We start from the raw sequence: 14,198 nt of genomic DNA, 5'->3' as shown, positions 1-14,198 counted from the left end.
GCCCTGTCGGGCATCCTCACCTGCCCGGCGATGTCGTCGAGACGCGTCAAGTGGCGACCGGCGGCGGCGTTGGCGCGGCTCCTCTTACCACCCGGGGCGTGGTCGAGCATCGCCTGCTGCCACCAGCTACGCATGACAGCCGCAACGTCCCTCCTGTTCGGCGGTCAGGACCTGCTCGTAAAAGCGGGCGCGGCGTTCGCCGCTCAGAGTGTCGCCGATCGCGCTGATCTTGCGCGGGATGGCAGCGGTCCGACGGGGCGCCCGGCGCCCACGCTGAGCGGTCACAGTGGGTCCTTCGCTGGTGGGGCGTTCTGGACCACAAGTCTTGGCGCAGTCCGTCATGGGCAGCTGGTGGTGGTAGGTGACCGTGCTGATGTTCGCCTCGCGCAGCGTGTCCTCGCGGATGTACCACTCCGCCGTCCACGCCAGCGCGTTTCGTAGGGAATGTTGCAGGAGGAGACCATCCCGTGCAGCCCCATGTTCGTGGAAAGCCCGATCAGACAGGCGATCAGGTTCCTTTTCTGCCGGCGTGGGTGAAGTAGTCCAGGAAGAGGTGTGCCGGTCCATCTCCACCAGCGGCGAGGGCCTGCGGAACGGGTTCGCGGAGCGGGTCACTCCGTTTTGATTGCGTCGAGGATGTCCAGCCGTCCTGCCCGTCGCGCGGGCCAGGCCGCCGCTACTACGCCCAGCACGGCCGCCAGCGCCAGGAAGACGCCGAGCGTGGCCCAGGGCACGGTGAATGTGTACGTGTCCAGGACGTTCTCGACCAGGGGTCCTGTGCCCCAGGCGAGGAAGAGTCCGAGGGCGATGCCGAGCACTGCCCCGTACAGGGAGATCACGAGCGATTCGAGGCGGATCATCCGCTTGACCCGCGCTGCCGACAGCCCAATCGCGCGCAGCATGCCGATCTCGCGGGAGCGTTCGAAGACCGACATGGCCAGTGTGTTGACCACCCCGATCACAGCCACGGCCAGGGCCATCGAGAGCAGTGCGTACAGGACGTTCAGCAGGATGTCGATCATCCCCGCCAGCTGGTCGGTGAACTCCTGCATGGTCTGAACGAGGATCGCGGGGCTGTTGCCCGTCGCTTGTTCCAGGGATTGCTGGAGAGCGTCCGGGGAAGTGCCCGCATCTGCCTTGACCATGATCATGTCGTCGCGGGTCTGGGGGGCGTGCTCGGTCAGGTCGGAGATCGGCAGGATGATGCCGTCGAAGACGTCGGTGACCTGGTAGACGCCCTCGACGGGTACCGCGGCGGTGGTGCCGTCGGGGTAGGTGACCTTGATGTCGGTGCCGACCTTCCAGCCCTTGTCGGAAGCGGTGGTGGAGTCGACGATCGCGCCGTGGGACATGCCTGTCATGGAGCCGCTGGTGAAGTCCATGGTGACCAGGTCACCGAGGGTGTCCGGGTCGGCCCCGGTGAGCGAGGTCATCTCCCCGTCGACGCCCACCGTGGCGTCGCGCAGCGCACTGGACTCCGCCACCCCGGGGGCCGCTGCGACTTTCGGCTCCAGCGAGGGGGCCAGCGGCGTGTAGTTGGCCGTCGAGATGACCATGTCGGCCGAGACGTTCTCGGCGAACAGCTTGGGCACGGCCGTCTGGACTCCGGTGGCGAGAACGGTCAGTGCGGTGGTCAGGACCAGGCCGATCATCAGGGCCGAGGCGGTCGTCGCGGTCCGGCGCGGGTTGCGTACGGCGTTTTGCGCGGCGAGCCGGCCCTCGACACCGCGCCGTTTCAGCAGCGGCGTGGCCAGGGCGATCACCGGGCGGGCCAGCAGAGGGGTGAGCACCATGACGCCGATCAGGATCAGCACCGCCCCGGTGGCCAGCAGTCCCTTGCCGTCCGTGCCCTGGGCGGCGCCGCCCAGGACGGCGCCGACGCCGAGCGCGGTCAGGACCAGACCGATGGTGTTGCGCAGACGCAGGGTGCGGCGGGGTATCGGCTGGGCGATGCTGCTGAGCGCGGCGACCGGCGGTATCCGGGAGACGCGGCGGGCCGGCAGCCAGGCTGCGAGTGCAGTGATCCCGACGCCGACGGCCAGCGAGATGGCGAGTGTGGCCGGTTCCACCTTCAGCGGGCCCGAGGGCAGGGTGGCGCCGAGGGCTCCCATCAGTGCGCGCAGCCCTGCGGCGGCGCCGGTGCCCAGGGCCAGGCCGATGACGGTTGCCACCAGCCCCACGATGACGGCCTCGGCGAGCACGGAGCGGGTGACCTGCCGGCGTGAGGCTCCCACTGCCCGAAGCAGGGCGAGTTCCCTGGTGCGCTGGCCGATCAGCATGGTGAAGGTGTTGGCGACGAGGAATGCTCCGACGAACAGGGCGATCCCGGCGAACACCAGCAGCGTGGTACTGAACCCCTGCATCGCGGCGTCGATGTCGGCGCTTTGCTGGTCGGACAGTTGCTGGGCCGTCTCGGCCTGTATGCCGGAGGGCAGGGCGGAGTCGATCTCGGAGGCGAGTTGCTGCGCGGAGGTGCCCGCGCCGGCCGTCACGTCGATGGTGCTGTACCCGCCTTGAGCGCCGAACAACTGCTGGGCGGTGGCGGTGTCGTACAGGACCAGGGAGCCGCCGGAAGCCACCTGCCCGGAGTCGGTGTCGAAGATCCCGGTGACGGTCTCCTTCATGACCGGTCCGTCGACCGAGACCTCCACGGTGTCACCGGCCGTGATGCCCTCGCGCGCCGCGGTCTGGCTGTCGATGGCGATCTGTCCGCTGTGCGTGGGCCCCGCCCCCTGCACCATGTCGTACGCGGGGTCGTTGCCGTCGGAGCCGGGAGCGTAATTGGCCCCTTGGGTGGACCAGCCACCGCCCACCAGGCCGCCGTCGCCATCGGAGATGGCGGTGAAGCCGCTTTCCCGGCCCGTGGCCGAGGCGACACCGTCGAGCGCGCCGATCTGCTCGAGGGTCTCAGAGGTGAGCGCCGACTGCTGAGAGGCGGCCGCCGACGCGTCGCCGGAGGCTGCCGCATCGGCAGAGACCTGGACGTCGAAGCTGTCGAAACTCTGCGCCGTGGACGCCTTCATGGCGGAGCCGACAGTGTCGGTGAAAACCAGGGTGCCACTGACGAAGGTCACACTGAGGGCTACCGCGACGATGGTCATCAACAGCCGGGTACGGTGCGCGAAAACGTTGCGCAGGGCGGTGCGGAACATGGGCCTTCTCAGAAGAATCGGGGTGCAGGGGTACCGGACGACGAACGGGACTCAGGCGGTGCGCCCAACGGCGTCGAAGGCCTTCATCCGGTCCAGGACGGCGTCCGTGGTGGGGCGCTGCAGTTCATCGACGATGCGACCATCGGCCAGGAAGATCACGCGGTCCGCGTAGGCGGCTGCCCCCGCATCGTGCGTGACCATGACGACGGTCTGCCCCATCTCCCGTACAGAGTTGCGCAGGAACCCCAGGACATCGGCGCCCGCACGCGAGTCGAGGTTGCCGGTGGGCTCGTCACCGAAGACGATGTCCGGCTGGCCGGCCAGGGCTCGGGCGACGGCGACGCGCTGCTGCTGGCCGCCGGAGAGCTGACTGGGCCGGTGTTCGAGCCGGCCGGACAGGCCGACCATGTCGAAGACCTGCTCCAGCCAGCTGGGGTCGGGCCTACGGCCGGCGATGTCCATGGGCAGGGTGACGTTCTCCCGCGCGGTAAGCGTGGGCAGCAGATTGAAGGACTGGAAGACGAAACCGATCCGGTCGCGGCGTAGCCGGGTCAGCTCCTTGTCCCCGAGGCCCGCCAGCTCGACGTCTCCGATCCGCACCGATCCGGAGGTGAAGGAGTCGAGGCCGGCCACACAGTGCATCAGTGTCGATTTGCCGGACCCGGACGGCCCCATGATCGCGGTGAACCGGCCCGCGCCGAACTCCACGTCCACCCCGTCGAGGGCCACGACCCGGGTATCCCCCTCGCCATAGACCTTGCACAGACCGGCGGCGCGGGCCGCCGCGGTGCCAGTGCCGGACGTCTGCACCGGAGACGTGGAGGGCATGAGGAAACTCCTAGCCTTGCCAGAAAGGTGTGCCGTGCCCGCCCAAAGACCGGACCTGTTGAATCCTCCCTGCTCACCTCGGCGGCACCGTGCACTGGCGGGATGATTTCGCCCGGCCCCTGCTAGCCCCTGCAGCGGACGCATCGGCGCCCCTTCTCCCTCCGGGGTAGGAACGCGGGCAGCACTTTCGGGCAACCTCCCGTGCCCTTCGGTGAGCCGAAATGGCCACAGGTATCTCGGGGCCCGTTCCCGACCGGCAACGATCCTCGGTCGCCTCCCGGCTGCGGTGCCTAAGCGGCGTGGGTGAAGTTCCTTGCCGTCGGTGCGCTGCCGGAGCAGGTCCGGCTCCGTGCCGACGATCTTCGCGCCGAGGACGTTGACCCGGCGGTTTCTGGTGTCCTCCTTGGGCACCACGGCTCGTTGTCCGACCCGTGACCAGGTGTATCCGGTGGGCATGGCCGGGGGGAAGCCGGACTCGTCCGGGAAGATCAGGTCGCGTTCGCCGGTGTTCGCCTCCAGCCGTAAGGCCGCAAGTCCTCCAACTGGGCCCGGGCGGTCTGCTGGAGGACGGGGTCGGCCTCGTGCCGCACGCTGTCGCGGGTGCGTTTCCAGCGGAAGCCGTCCCGGTGCAGCAGTTCGGCCAGCCTGTCCGCGGAGATCTCCACCCCGCGCTCGGCGCGCAGCCAGTCACACAGTGCCGGGGCGGTCCAGGTGGTTCCGTCGGCCGTGGACTCGTCCAGCAATACGGCCAGCGCCACCCGATCCTCAAGCCCCAGGAGCGTGGCCGGACGGCCCGGGCGCGGCGCATCGAGCAGTCCCGCGATCCTGCCCTTCTCCAGGCGGTGGATCGCGGCGCGGACCGTGACCTGGTGGCATTCCGGCAGGTCGGCAACCTCGGCGGTGGTCCGGCCACGGTCGAGGAAACGGATGCATTCGGCCCGCTGCCGGGTGTACGCGGTCAGATCACCGCGGGCCAACACGCCGTGCAGATCACGACGCTGATCGTCAGTCAGCTCAACTCGGAGGATCTTCCCCATGGCGTCCGTCCTACCGGACACCTACCCGACGCACGCAACGTCACCGGCTCCGATTAGAGACCCGGGCCAGCGGCAAACCCACGCCCGACAAGCCCGAGACACTGCCGGTCCGCACGGCCTGGCTGATCACCTCGCACTCAGGCCACCTGGACGAGAGCAGCACGCTCAAGGTCAGGAAGCTCCTGTCGCGCAGACGTCTGAAGCCACTCCTCACCGACTGACGACCGTCACCCTCCGTAACCGTCCCGCAAGAAGTGGATCAGAACCGCTTACGGAGACCGCCGTCATGGCCCCAAGAAGATCGGAACGACACGCGCGATATCGCGAACCACGAACCGCCGAAGCGTCTGGTTTCGAGGTACTGCGCGCAGACATCCGGGCCTGTACGAGAAGCGTCACGGGCACACGCCACCCTTGACTGCGCCAGGGTCCGCCGTCTTCTCTGCGCGCCGCAGCCAGTAGATCGGCCAGCGTGTCGACGCCACCAGGACCCACACCACCGCGACCGGCGTCCACTCCACTGCCTGCAGCAACGCCATCAGACCGACTGCCAGTGTGGGCGGCACGAGGGCGGTCAGCGTCCACTGAAGCCCACGCCCCGAGGCCAGTGAGGCGATCGCTGCGAGCGCCAGATAGATGGTGACCGTGCCGCACAGCAGATGCTGCACGGCATCGGGCATCTCCTCGCCCGCGCACTTGATGGTGCCGCCGAGCGCCGCCGCCATGGCCGCGACTGTCCCGGCGGTGAAGCAGTGGAGCGGCAGGGCGGTACGGACGGGGATCGCTCCGGAGCGCAGCAGCGGCACTCCGTTCGTCCCGTGCCGAAGGGACAGCGACCAGAGCTGGAGCAGCAGGAAGAACGCGCCGATGGCCACCCCGTACAGACTGCCGTCCCACGTGCTCTCGCCTGCCGCGTCCACCATCTGGATGAGTGACTCACCGAGCATGATCAGGAGGAAGAGGCCGAGGCGTTCGTCGAGGTGGCCGGTCTCGGTTCGGGTGAGCGAGACGGTCGGGGCCGGCCGCCCGGGGCGGGGGCCGCGGGGGCCGCCGCGCGGTTCACGGCGTGTGCGCCGGCTCCTGTTCATGCGGTCCAGGCGCTCCTGGACCTCGGCCTCGACGCGCTCGCTGCTCATTGTGATCATGATCAACAGATCGAGACCGAGCCCCACGGCCCACAGGGTGTACTGGGTGGTGCCCTCGGTCCACAGCGAGATCACCCAGGGCACGAGACCGGTGCTCATCTGCACGATCGGTACGTCGACCAGGACCTGTCCGCGTTCCCGCCCGGCCGACGAGGCGATCAACCGCACCACCACATAGGCCAGTGCGAACACCGTCGCCTTGTCCTCCCGTACACCCGGCACGGCCGCCGCCATCATCGCCATGCCGAACATCCCGGCCATCAGGACCCGCATATGGATCTTCTCGGCGGCGACGTTCCCGTACAGCGCGAAGAGCATCCACACGGTCCAGAAGGCGAGGAACATCAGGGTGTACAGACCGAGGTCGGCGAAGCCGGGGTCGTCGTACAGCAGATGGGCAAGCTGGCCGACACCGGCCACCACGATCAGGTCGAAGAACAGCTCCAGCCGGGAGGCGTGGCGTTCCTCAGTGGCCTGTACGGTACCGGCTCCGCCGGCACTCTCACGCATACGGTGATTATCCGGGCACAACGGTTGCAGATTTCCTCAAGTCGCCAAGTAGAGGGTTCAGTACCAGACCGGGCGGACCTCGACCGGCCCGTAGCTACTGTTCGGCATCTTCGCGGCCCACTCCTGCGCCTCGGCCCGATCGGCCACCTCCAGCAGGAAGTAGCCGGCGAGATACTCCGTGGAATCCACGCCCGGCCCGTCCGTGACCTGGGTATCGCCTCCGACAACCCGCACCGTGGTGGCCACATCCGTCTTGGACATGCCCGCGTTCGACAGCAGCACGCCAGACTCCTTCAGGGCCTGGTGGTAGGCCATCCAACGCTTCCCTTCCACCTCGGAGGTCGGCTCGGCACCGGGGGTCAGGTAGCTGAGCAGCACGAACTTCGCCATGGTCGTTTCCTTTCGCCGAACCCGCGGCTTTCGCGGCCTCACCGATGACGACGCCCCTCGGGCATCGAAATCGACAACAAAGCAGCATTTTTCAGTAAAATGATCTAGAAATCTATTTTGATCGCTTTCGTGGGACCTCGGGTGCGAGCAGCTGAGGTACAGAAAGTGCTCCTGCGATTGATCTTGCTCGGATTCGCCTACCGCGCGAGGGCTTGGAGCTGAAGGGGTTGGCGCCGGAGACGCTGACACGGACACGGACCTCACCGGGGGCGGTGGAGTCGTTGCCAGGCATGGGGGTTCGCCTTCGATCGGGTCAGCATGGGGATTGAGGGTGGACAGGGGGCACGGGGCGAAGGCGCCTCGGTGTGCGGACGGTCGGCGGTGTGGCGGCAGTTCGGTGCCCCTGGGCTCGGGCTACTGCCACACCGCCGACCGTCCGCGTCCGCCCTTGCCCTGCCGTGTCGGCAGGTCAGTCGGCTTCGGCTTCTTCTTGCGGCAGTGGGCGACTGGTGATGGCCTCGCTGATCGCGTAGGCGGTCTCGACGAAGGCTGCCGCCTGCTGCTCCGTCAGATTGCCTGCGGAGATCTTCTCTAGGTCTTCCCAGAGGGCGGCGATGGGTTCGCGCATGGCGCGGCCCTTGTCGGTGAGGTGTACGACCATCACGCGCCGGTCGTGCTGTGCCGGTTCGCGGGTGAGCAGGCCCGCCTCCTGCATGCGGCGCAGGGACTTGGAGACGGTGGAGTGGTCCAGGCCGACGGCGTCAAGGAGTTCGGACTGGGTCTGCCCCTCGCGGTCGAGGAGTTGCATCAGGAGCAGTTCCTGGCCGGGGTGCAGGTCCATCTTGCGCAGGAGGGCGCCGGCGTAGGCGCGGTGGGCGCGGGCGAGCTGGAAGATCGCGTAACCCATCGGCCCTCCTGCGGCAGTGGTGGGAATGTCCGGCATGGTCTCCGCTTCGTCAGTCGGTGTGGGTGGGGTAGTCGGTGTATCCGGCCGTTCCGCCACCGTAGAAGGTCGCCGGGTCCGGGGTGTTGAGCGGCGCGTCGGCGCGCAGCCGTTCGACCAGGTCGGGGTTGGCCAGGGCGAGGGCGCCGACGGAGATGAGGTCGGCGGTGGCGTTCTCGACGTCCTTGGCGCGCGTGGGGATGTCGGCGCCGGCCCGGTTGAGGATCAGCGTGCCCGGCCACTGCGCGCGCAGGGTGTCCAGGAGGGCCTCGTCGCCGACGTGCATCAGGTGCAGGTAGGCCAGGCCGAGGGGGCGCAGTGCGTCGACGAGCGCGGGGTAGAGCTCGTGGGTGTCGGACTCGGCGATGTCGTTGAACGGGTTTCCGGGTGAGATGCGGATGCCGGTGCGCTCCGGGCCGATCTCGTCGGCCACCGCGGCGGCGACCTCGACGGCGAAGCGGATCCGGGCCTCGATCGGGCCGCCGTAGGCGTCCGTGCGCTGGTTGGTGTTGTCCGCCAGGAACTGGTGGATCAGGTAGCCGTTGGCGCCGTGGATCTCCACACCGTCCGCGCCCGCCGCGATGGCGGCCGCGGCCGCGCGCCGGAAGTCGTCGACGGTCTCGGCGACCTCCTGCGTGGACAAGGCGCGGGGCTCGGGCATCTCCTGCGGACCGGTCGCGGTGAACATCACGCCCGCCGGGCGGATCGCGGAGGGCGCGACCGGCTGGCGGTGGTGCGGGGTGTTGTCGGGGTGGGAGATCCGGCCGACGTGCATCAGCTGGATGAACACCCGGCTGCCCGCCGCGTGCACGGCATCGGTGACGGTGCGCCATCCGGCGATCTGCGCATCGTCATAGATGCCGGGGGTGAGCAGGTAGCCCTGGCCGTCGGCGGAGGGCTGGGTGCCCTCGGTGATGATCAGCGCGTTGGAGGCGCGCTGGGCGTAGTACTCGGCGTTCAGCTCGGTCGGCACGCCCTGCGGGGTGGAGCGGTCGCGGGTCATGGGGGCCATGACCAGACGGTGCGGCAGAGGCATGGAGCCGAGCGTGGTCGGGGTCCACAGGGATTCGAGCATGAAAGGTCCTTCGGTAATGCGGCGACCCGGCGGCCACCGCAACAGGGGTGGGGGTATTCGAGGGGGGAGGTGTTCGAAGGGGTGGGGGGCGGGTGTGCTCAGTCGACGGTGAGGACGAGCTTGCCGCGCACGTGTCCGGCGTCGCTGGCCTGCTGGGCCTCGGCGGCCTGGGCGGCCTGGGCGAGGGGGTAGGCGGTGACGGTGGTGGTGAGTTTCCCGGCCGCGGCGTCCTGGGCCACGCCTGCCAGGCGCTCGGCGGAGTGCTGGGGGGAGCCCTGGGAGAAGATGACGCCCAGCTTCCCGGCGCTGAAGTCGGCGATGGTGACGATGCGGTCGGTGCCGCCGCGCAGGGTGATGGAGTCGGGCAGGGCGCCCTTCCCCGCCAGGTCGAAGACTGCGTCGATGCCGTTCGGGGCCAGCGCGCGCACCCGCTCGACCAGGCCGTCGCCGTAGGCGGTCGGCGTCGCGCCGAGCGAGGTGAGGTAGTCCTGGTTGGAGGTGCTGGCGGTGGCGATCACGCGGGCGCCGCGGGCCGTGGCAAGCTGGACGGCCACGGTGCCGACCGCTCCGGACGCGCCGTGCATCAGCACGGTCTCCCCGGCGGTGACCTCCAGCTCGTCCAGGACCCGCTCGGCCGTCTCGCTTGCGACGGGCAGCGCCGCCGCGTCCTGCCACGTCAGGTCGGCGGGCTTGGGGGCCACGGCGGTGGCCAGCGCGTACTCGGCGTACGAGCCGGTGTCGGACCAGCCGAGCACCTCGTCGCCGACCTGCACATCACTCACGCCCTCGCCGAGCGCGTCGACGACGCCGGCCAGCTCGCCGCCGGGGGTGGCGGGGAAGGTCGTGGGGTAGACGGCCTCGAGCATCCCGGCGCGGGTCTTGCCGTCCAGGGCGTTCAGCCCGGCGGCCTTCACGCGGACCCGGACCTGGCCGGGGCCGGGCTGCGGGACCTCGACGTCGGCCTCGTGCAGTACGTCCGGGCCGCCGAACTCGTCGAAAACGATCGCTTTCATGATGACTCCGTTCATTCCGCTCGTTCCGTCACGAAACGTGTGGCTGGGCACATAGCAACCGTAACAACAATCGCGTGGCTAGCCAAGTATTGCCCGGGGGTGGTGTGCGGAACGGCCGTTGCCGGCCGGTTTTCACTGGCGAGTTCCCGTCTCAGAAGCTGTTGTCTTTCCGTACGTGATTTCCGAGTTGTCGCAGGTCAGGCATAGTGGCGGGGCTTTCGTGGCAGGCAGAGTGTGTCGTGTCCGTGCTGTCGCGAGGAGTCGGGATGCCGTCGGTGATCGGGTTGTTGGAGGAGCGCGAGCGGGATGCCCGCCACCGGGCGGAAGTGTTGCGTGAGGAGGCGGACCGGGTGCTGGCCGAGCTGCGGGAGGCGGAGCTGTCCTGGGAGCGTTTCGTGATTGCGCGGGAGGCGGTCGTGGAGGTGCTGTCGGTCCCCGAGGAACCCGCTGGTGACGGGGAGTTGATCGTCCCGGTCGTGGAGGATCCTGGGCCGTCGCCGTCGCCGTCGCCGTCGCCGTCGCCGTCGCCGTCGGGAGCGGTGCCGGGGTCGGTGGTTCCTGTGTGGCGTGAGGGGATGGAGCCGGCGGCGCTGGCGGTGGAATATCAGCGGATCGTGGCGGTGCTGTCCGAGGCGGCCGGGCCGCTGGTGTGCAAGGAGATCGCCGCTGCACTGGGGGTGGAGACGGTGCCGGCGAAGGAGGGGTGCGATCGAAGGCGAACCGGCTGGTGCGGCGGGGCTGGCTGGCCAAGGAGCCCTCCGGCGCCTTCACGCTCACGGCCGGCGTGCGAGGCGGCGGATCATGAGCATCGTCATCGACCACCGGATCATCGCCTCGCTGGAATCGGGCCTGCGCTCGTAGTCGCGGGCCAGCCGACGGGAGCGAAGCAGCCAGGCGAAAGACCGTTCCACGCACCAGCGGCGCGGGAGCACGACAAACCCTTTGAGGTCGTCGGTGCGCTCGACCACGGTGACGGCCAGGTGCAGCACGGCCAGGGCCCAGGTGATCAGGGCGCCGGTGTAGCCGCTGTCGGCCCACACCTTGCTGATGGCGGGGAACCGCCGGGCCAGGGCGGGCAGCATGTCGGTGGCCGCCTGCCGGTCGGTGACATCGCCCGCGGTGACGTGGATCATCAGCAGCAGGCCGAGGGCGTCGCAGATCAGGTGCCGGCGCCTGCCGTTGATCTTCTTGCCTCCGTCGTAGCCCCGGCTCGCGGCGCCGACCACCGCGTCGGCCTTGACCGATTGCGAGTCGATGACCGCGGCGGTCGGCTCCGGGTCCCGGCCCGCGGCTTCGCGAACCTTGCCGCGCAGCCTGTCATGGAACTCGGCGAGCAGCCCGCCCTGACGCCAGCGGCGGAAGAATGCGTAGACACGGTCCCAGGGCGGGAAGTCGGCCGGCATCGCACGCCACTTGATGCCACCGTCCACCACGTAGAACACGGCGTCCAACATCACGCGGTGGCAGTAGCCCTCCGGGCGTCCGCCCCGGCCTTCCAGCCAGCCCGGCACCGGCAGCAGCGGCAGGATCCGCTGCCACTGATCGTCCGTCAAGTCCGTGTCATACGCCGGAACCCGGTCGGGCTGGTCAGCCGCGTTCCCGAACCGATGAGCGAGGCAATCGCACGATGGTGACGGCGAGTTGAGTTCCTCGGGTCCGACCGCGTACAACAGGGACATCAGGGCCTCCGGGCGCAGTTGGTGTCTCAGCAACTCCGAACTGCACCAGAGGCCCTGTGTCCATGCGCGGCAACGAAAGAATCACCCGCCCCACCAGCCACTTTCGACCACGTCGCACTCAAGACCGATAGGACAACGGCTTCTCAGCGCATACCGGCCGCGTCAAGCAGAGCGGTCACGGCGGGCGCGAGAAGTCCGGTCAGATCGTCGGCCCGGATTCCCGCGCGGGCGCTGGCGCCGTCGAAGACCAGGCTGAGCTGGCGGGCCAGGAGGTCGGGGTCACTCGCACCCCCCTGCTCGGCTTCGGCGCGGAAGAAGTCCGTCAGCCCCTCCTTAGCCTGGCGGGCCGCCCGGCTCGCGGGGTGGTTCTGGTTCTTGAGTTCGATCTGCGCGGCCAGGTACGGGCAGCCCTGATAGCCGTCCGTGCCCGCCTGCGACTGCACCTGCTCGAAGACGTAAAGGATCTTCTCGCGGGGCGAACGGCCGCCGTCCGCCGCAGGCAGGAATGAGGCCGCGAAGGCGGAGGCGCGTCCCTCCAGGCTCGCCGCCAGAAGTTCGCCCTTGCTGCCGAACAGCTGGTACATGGAGCGCTTCGACACGCCTGCCGCCTTGCACAGTGCGTCGATGCCGATGCCGACGCCGTCCCTATAGGTGAGCACGGCCGCGGCCTCCAGTAGCCGCTCTTCGGTGCTTGCCTTCGCTTCGATGGTCATATTGCGAGGTTAGTCCGAATTGGGACATAGTGAAGACCAATCGGTTTCCCAAGGGTCGGGGCGTCAGGGCGACACCCCTCGCTCGGCGGACACCCTCGGCCCGCCCGAGGGTCCGCCTTCGGCGCAGCCTGGCGCCGCGCAACCCGGCTCGTCGCGAGACATCTCCTCGCCCTCACCGCGTGTCGCACCTCCCTGTCGCACGTCGACGCGCAAGAGGGAAACCAATCGGTGTACCGTGCTCGACATGAGCCTCGAACGAAAAATCGAAACAACCCCTGACGGGCGCTTTGATGGTCTCGCTGATTGGCCGTACGAGCCCCGGTACGTCACCGTCGGCGAAGGCCTGCGCATGCACTACGTCGACGAGGGCCCCTCCGACGGCCCGGTCGTCGTTCTCGCCCATGGGGAGCCGACCTGGGGTTACCTGTACCGCAAGATGATCCCCGGCCTGGTGGCCGCCGGCCGACGGGTCCTGGTCCCCGACTTGATCGGGTTCGGCCGCTCCGACAAGCCGGTCGACCGGGACGCGTACACCTATGAGGCTCACATCGCCTGGACCGGCGACTGGCTGGACCAACTCGGCCTGAGGGACATCACCCTGTTCGGCCACGACTGGGGCGGCTACATCTTCATCGCGCACGTCGGCCTCACACCTGACCGGTTCGCGGCCGTGGTCGCCTCCAACACCGGCCTGACCGATCCCGCCTTCATGGCCACCCTCACCCCGGACGACTTCGCCCACGGATTCGAAACCTTCGTGCAATGGATTGAGCAGTCCAAGTCGCCCGGCCTGACCGCCTCCTGGGCGATCGGCAGCCCCGACAGCCCCCTCAACGCCACCGGCCACCGCCTGACCGAGCAGGAAGCCGCCGCCTACGACGCGCCCTTCCCCTCCGAGCGGTACTTCGCCGGGGTGCGCCAGTTCCCCCACCTCGTCACGCTCGATACCCCGGAACCGCTCAACTCGACGCTGCTGAGCGCCTGGGCCGGCCTGGAGGCCTTCGACAAGCCGTTCGTCACCGCATATGCCGAGCACGACGGCGTCTCGCGCCCGTTCGAGGGAATCTTCCAGGCGCGCGTCCCCGGAGCGAAGGGGCAGAAGCACGTGACGGTCCCCGACGCCGGTCACTTCCTGCAGGAACCGCAGTCCGAGCTGCTGGTCAAAACCATCCTCAGTCTCGACTGACACGGCTCGGGGCGGCAAGCGCACGTCGCCTCCGGCCGCACTCCACCGCTCTGGGCGCCCAGGGCATCAACTCCGAACACCTACACGCTCAAGGAAGCACCATGTCGACCTCGGACGTCCTGCTCTCACTCCCGCTGTACTTCCTGATCTTCGGTCGCATCTTCGCCGCTGCCACCCACACCTTGGCACCCAAGTGGGCCATGGGCCTCATCGGCGTGGACGCCGCCGGCACCCCGGCGCTCGCCTACGGGCGCATGTTCGGCATCCGCAACGCGGTCCTGGCCGTAGGACTGCTGAACCTCGACAGCTTCTCCTCACCCGCCACCTTCGTCGCCCTCAACGTCCTCATCGACGCGGTCGACGCCTACTCCTTCTACACCGGCGGCCGCCAGAAGGACATCAGCGCGAAGGCCGGCAACCAGGGTGCGGCGATCTCACTGGCCGCCGTCGTCTTCGGCGTCCTCGCACTCCTCATCACCCCCTCCGTGTGAGTCACCACCACCCAGCAGCCGACCGGCCTTCGACCT

13 protein-coding genes are annotated in these 14,198 nt (G+C 68.9%); 2 read left to right on the top strand and 11 right to left on the bottom strand.

What is annotated here, in order from left to right:
* Positions 1 to 126: 126 nt before the first annotated feature.
* The 11 genes from ACP4E5_RS00535 to ACP4E5_RS00485 all read right to left on the bottom strand — a co-directional run bounded on the left by ACP4E5_RS00535 (position 127) and on the right by ACP4E5_RS00485 (position 12,485).
* Positions 127 to 567 carry a hypothetical protein gene (locus ACP4E5_RS00535; RefSeq protein ID WP_425824676.1) on the bottom strand — a complete coding sequence of 147 codons (441 nt, stop codon included), beginning with the start codon at positions 565 to 567 and terminating at the stop codon, positions 127 to 129.
* Between the two features lie 44 nt (positions 568 to 611).
* Entirely contained in the window at positions 612 to 3,152 is a 2,541-nt protein-coding gene (locus ACP4E5_RS00530; protein WP_425824675.1) for an ABC transporter permease, read from the bottom strand.
* Between the two features lie 51 nt (positions 3,153 to 3,203).
* Positions 3,204 to 3,980 (bottom strand): ABC transporter ATP-binding protein, encoded by a 777-nt coding sequence (locus ACP4E5_RS00525; RefSeq protein WP_425824674.1) that lies wholly within the window; start codon positions 3,978 to 3,980, stop codon positions 3,204 to 3,206.
* A 488-nt stretch (positions 3,981 to 4,468) separates the two neighbouring features.
* Entirely contained in the window at positions 4,469 to 5,017 is a 549-nt protein-coding gene (locus ACP4E5_RS00520; RefSeq protein ID WP_425824673.1) for a winged helix-turn-helix domain-containing protein, read from the bottom strand.
* Between the two features lie 395 nt (positions 5,018 to 5,412).
* On the bottom strand, positions 5,413 to 6,672 hold the full coding sequence (locus ACP4E5_RS00515; RefSeq protein WP_425824672.1) for a low temperature requirement protein A: 1,260 nt from the start codon (positions 6,670 to 6,672) through the stop codon (positions 5,413 to 5,415).
* A gap of 57 nt (positions 6,673 to 6,729) precedes the next feature.
* Entirely contained in the window at positions 6,730 to 7,062 is a 333-nt protein-coding gene (locus ACP4E5_RS00510; RefSeq protein ID WP_425824671.1) for a YciI family protein, read from the bottom strand.
* A 469-nt stretch (positions 7,063 to 7,531) separates the two neighbouring features.
* Entirely contained in the window at positions 7,532 to 7,969 is a 438-nt protein-coding gene (locus tag ACP4E5_RS00505) for a MarR family winged helix-turn-helix transcriptional regulator (protein ID WP_425824670.1), read from the bottom strand.
* Between the two features lie 49 nt (positions 7,970 to 8,018).
* Positions 8,019 to 9,080 (bottom strand): alkene reductase, encoded by a 1,062-nt coding sequence (locus ACP4E5_RS00500; protein WP_425824669.1) that lies wholly within the window; start codon positions 9,078 to 9,080, stop codon positions 8,019 to 8,021.
* Positions 9,081 to 9,178: 98 nt separating this feature from the next.
* The gene (locus ACP4E5_RS00495) at positions 9,179 to 10,093 is read right to left on the bottom strand and encodes an NADP-dependent oxidoreductase (protein WP_425824668.1); all 915 of its coding nucleotides are present in this window, start codon (positions 10,091 to 10,093) and stop codon (positions 9,179 to 9,181) included.
* Positions 10,094 to 10,866: 773 nt separating this feature from the next.
* The gene (locus ACP4E5_RS00490) at positions 10,867 to 11,646 is read right to left on the bottom strand and encodes an IS5 family transposase (RefSeq protein WP_425824667.1); all 780 of its coding nucleotides are present in this window, start codon (positions 11,644 to 11,646) and stop codon (positions 10,867 to 10,869) included.
* A 269-nt stretch (positions 11,647 to 11,915) separates the two neighbouring features.
* Positions 11,916 to 12,485: a TetR/AcrR family transcriptional regulator gene (locus ACP4E5_RS00485; RefSeq protein ID WP_425824666.1), complete on the bottom strand. Its 570-nt coding sequence runs from the start codon at positions 12,483 to 12,485 to the stop codon at positions 11,916 to 11,918.
* A 244-nt stretch (positions 12,486 to 12,729) separates the two neighbouring features.
* Here ACP4E5_RS00485 and ACP4E5_RS00480 point away from each other — a divergent pair, with 244 nt between their 5' ends.
* Together ACP4E5_RS00480 and ACP4E5_RS00475 are read left to right on the top strand one after the other, a co-directional pair.
* Positions 12,730 to 13,671, top strand: a complete 942-nt coding sequence (locus ACP4E5_RS00480; RefSeq protein ID WP_425824665.1) for a haloalkane dehalogenase — start codon at positions 12,730 to 12,732, stop codon at positions 13,669 to 13,671.
* Positions 13,672 to 13,772: 101 nt separating this feature from the next.
* On the top strand, positions 13,773 to 14,162 hold the full coding sequence (locus ACP4E5_RS00475; RefSeq protein ID WP_425824664.1) for a hypothetical protein: 390 nt from the start codon (positions 13,773 to 13,775) through the stop codon (positions 14,160 to 14,162).
* The last annotated feature ends 36 nt before the right edge of the window (positions 14,163 to 14,198 follow it).

The sequence above is a fragment of the Streptomyces fractus genome (assembly GCF_049844455.1).
In the GTDB taxonomy this organism is placed as follows: domain Bacteria; phylum Actinomycetota; class Actinomycetes; order Streptomycetales; family Streptomycetaceae; genus Streptomyces; species Streptomyces fractus.
This window is presented reverse-complemented; position numbering and strand designations above follow the sequence as displayed.

Coding starts and splice junctions, on each gene's coding strand:
- ACP4E5_RS00535 (WP_425824676.1), bottom strand. CDS start 567: ATGGACCGGCACACCTCTTCCTGGACTACTTCACCCACGCCGGCAGAA.
- ACP4E5_RS00530 (WP_425824675.1), bottom strand. CDS start 3,152: ATGTTCCGCACCGCCCTGCGCAACGTTTTCGCGCACCGTACCCGGCTG.
- ACP4E5_RS00525 (WP_425824674.1), bottom strand. CDS start 3,980: ATGCCCTCCACGTCTCCGGTGCAGACGTCCGGCACTGGCACCGCGGCG.
- ACP4E5_RS00520 (WP_425824673.1), bottom strand. CDS start 5,017: ATGGGGAAGATCCTCCGAGTTGAGCTGACTGACGATCAGCGTCGTGAT.
- ACP4E5_RS00515 (WP_425824672.1), bottom strand. CDS start 6,672: ATGCGTGAGAGTGCCGGCGGAGCCGGTACCGTACAGGCCACTGAGGAA.
- ACP4E5_RS00510 (WP_425824671.1), bottom strand. CDS start 7,062: ATGGCGAAGTTCGTGCTGCTCAGCTACCTGACCCCCGGTGCCGAGCCG.
- ACP4E5_RS00505 (WP_425824670.1), bottom strand. CDS start 7,969: ATGGGTTACGCGATCTTCCAGCTCGCCCGCGCCCACCGCGCCTACGCC.
- ACP4E5_RS00500 (WP_425824669.1), bottom strand. CDS start 9,080: ATGCTCGAATCCCTGTGGACCCCGACCACGCTCGGCTCCATGCCTCTG.
- ACP4E5_RS00495 (WP_425824668.1), bottom strand. CDS start 10,093: ATGAAAGCGATCGTTTTCGACGAGTTCGGCGGCCCGGACGTACTGCAC.
- ACP4E5_RS00485 (WP_425824666.1), bottom strand. CDS start 12,485: ATGACCATCGAAGCGAAGGCAAGCACCGAAGAGCGGCTACTGGAGGCC.
- ACP4E5_RS00480 (WP_425824665.1), top strand. CDS start 12,730: ATGAGCCTCGAACGAAAAATCGAAACAACCCCTGACGGGCGCTTTGAT.
- ACP4E5_RS00475 (WP_425824664.1), top strand. CDS start 13,773: ATGTCGACCTCGGACGTCCTGCTCTCACTCCCGCTGTACTTCCTGATC.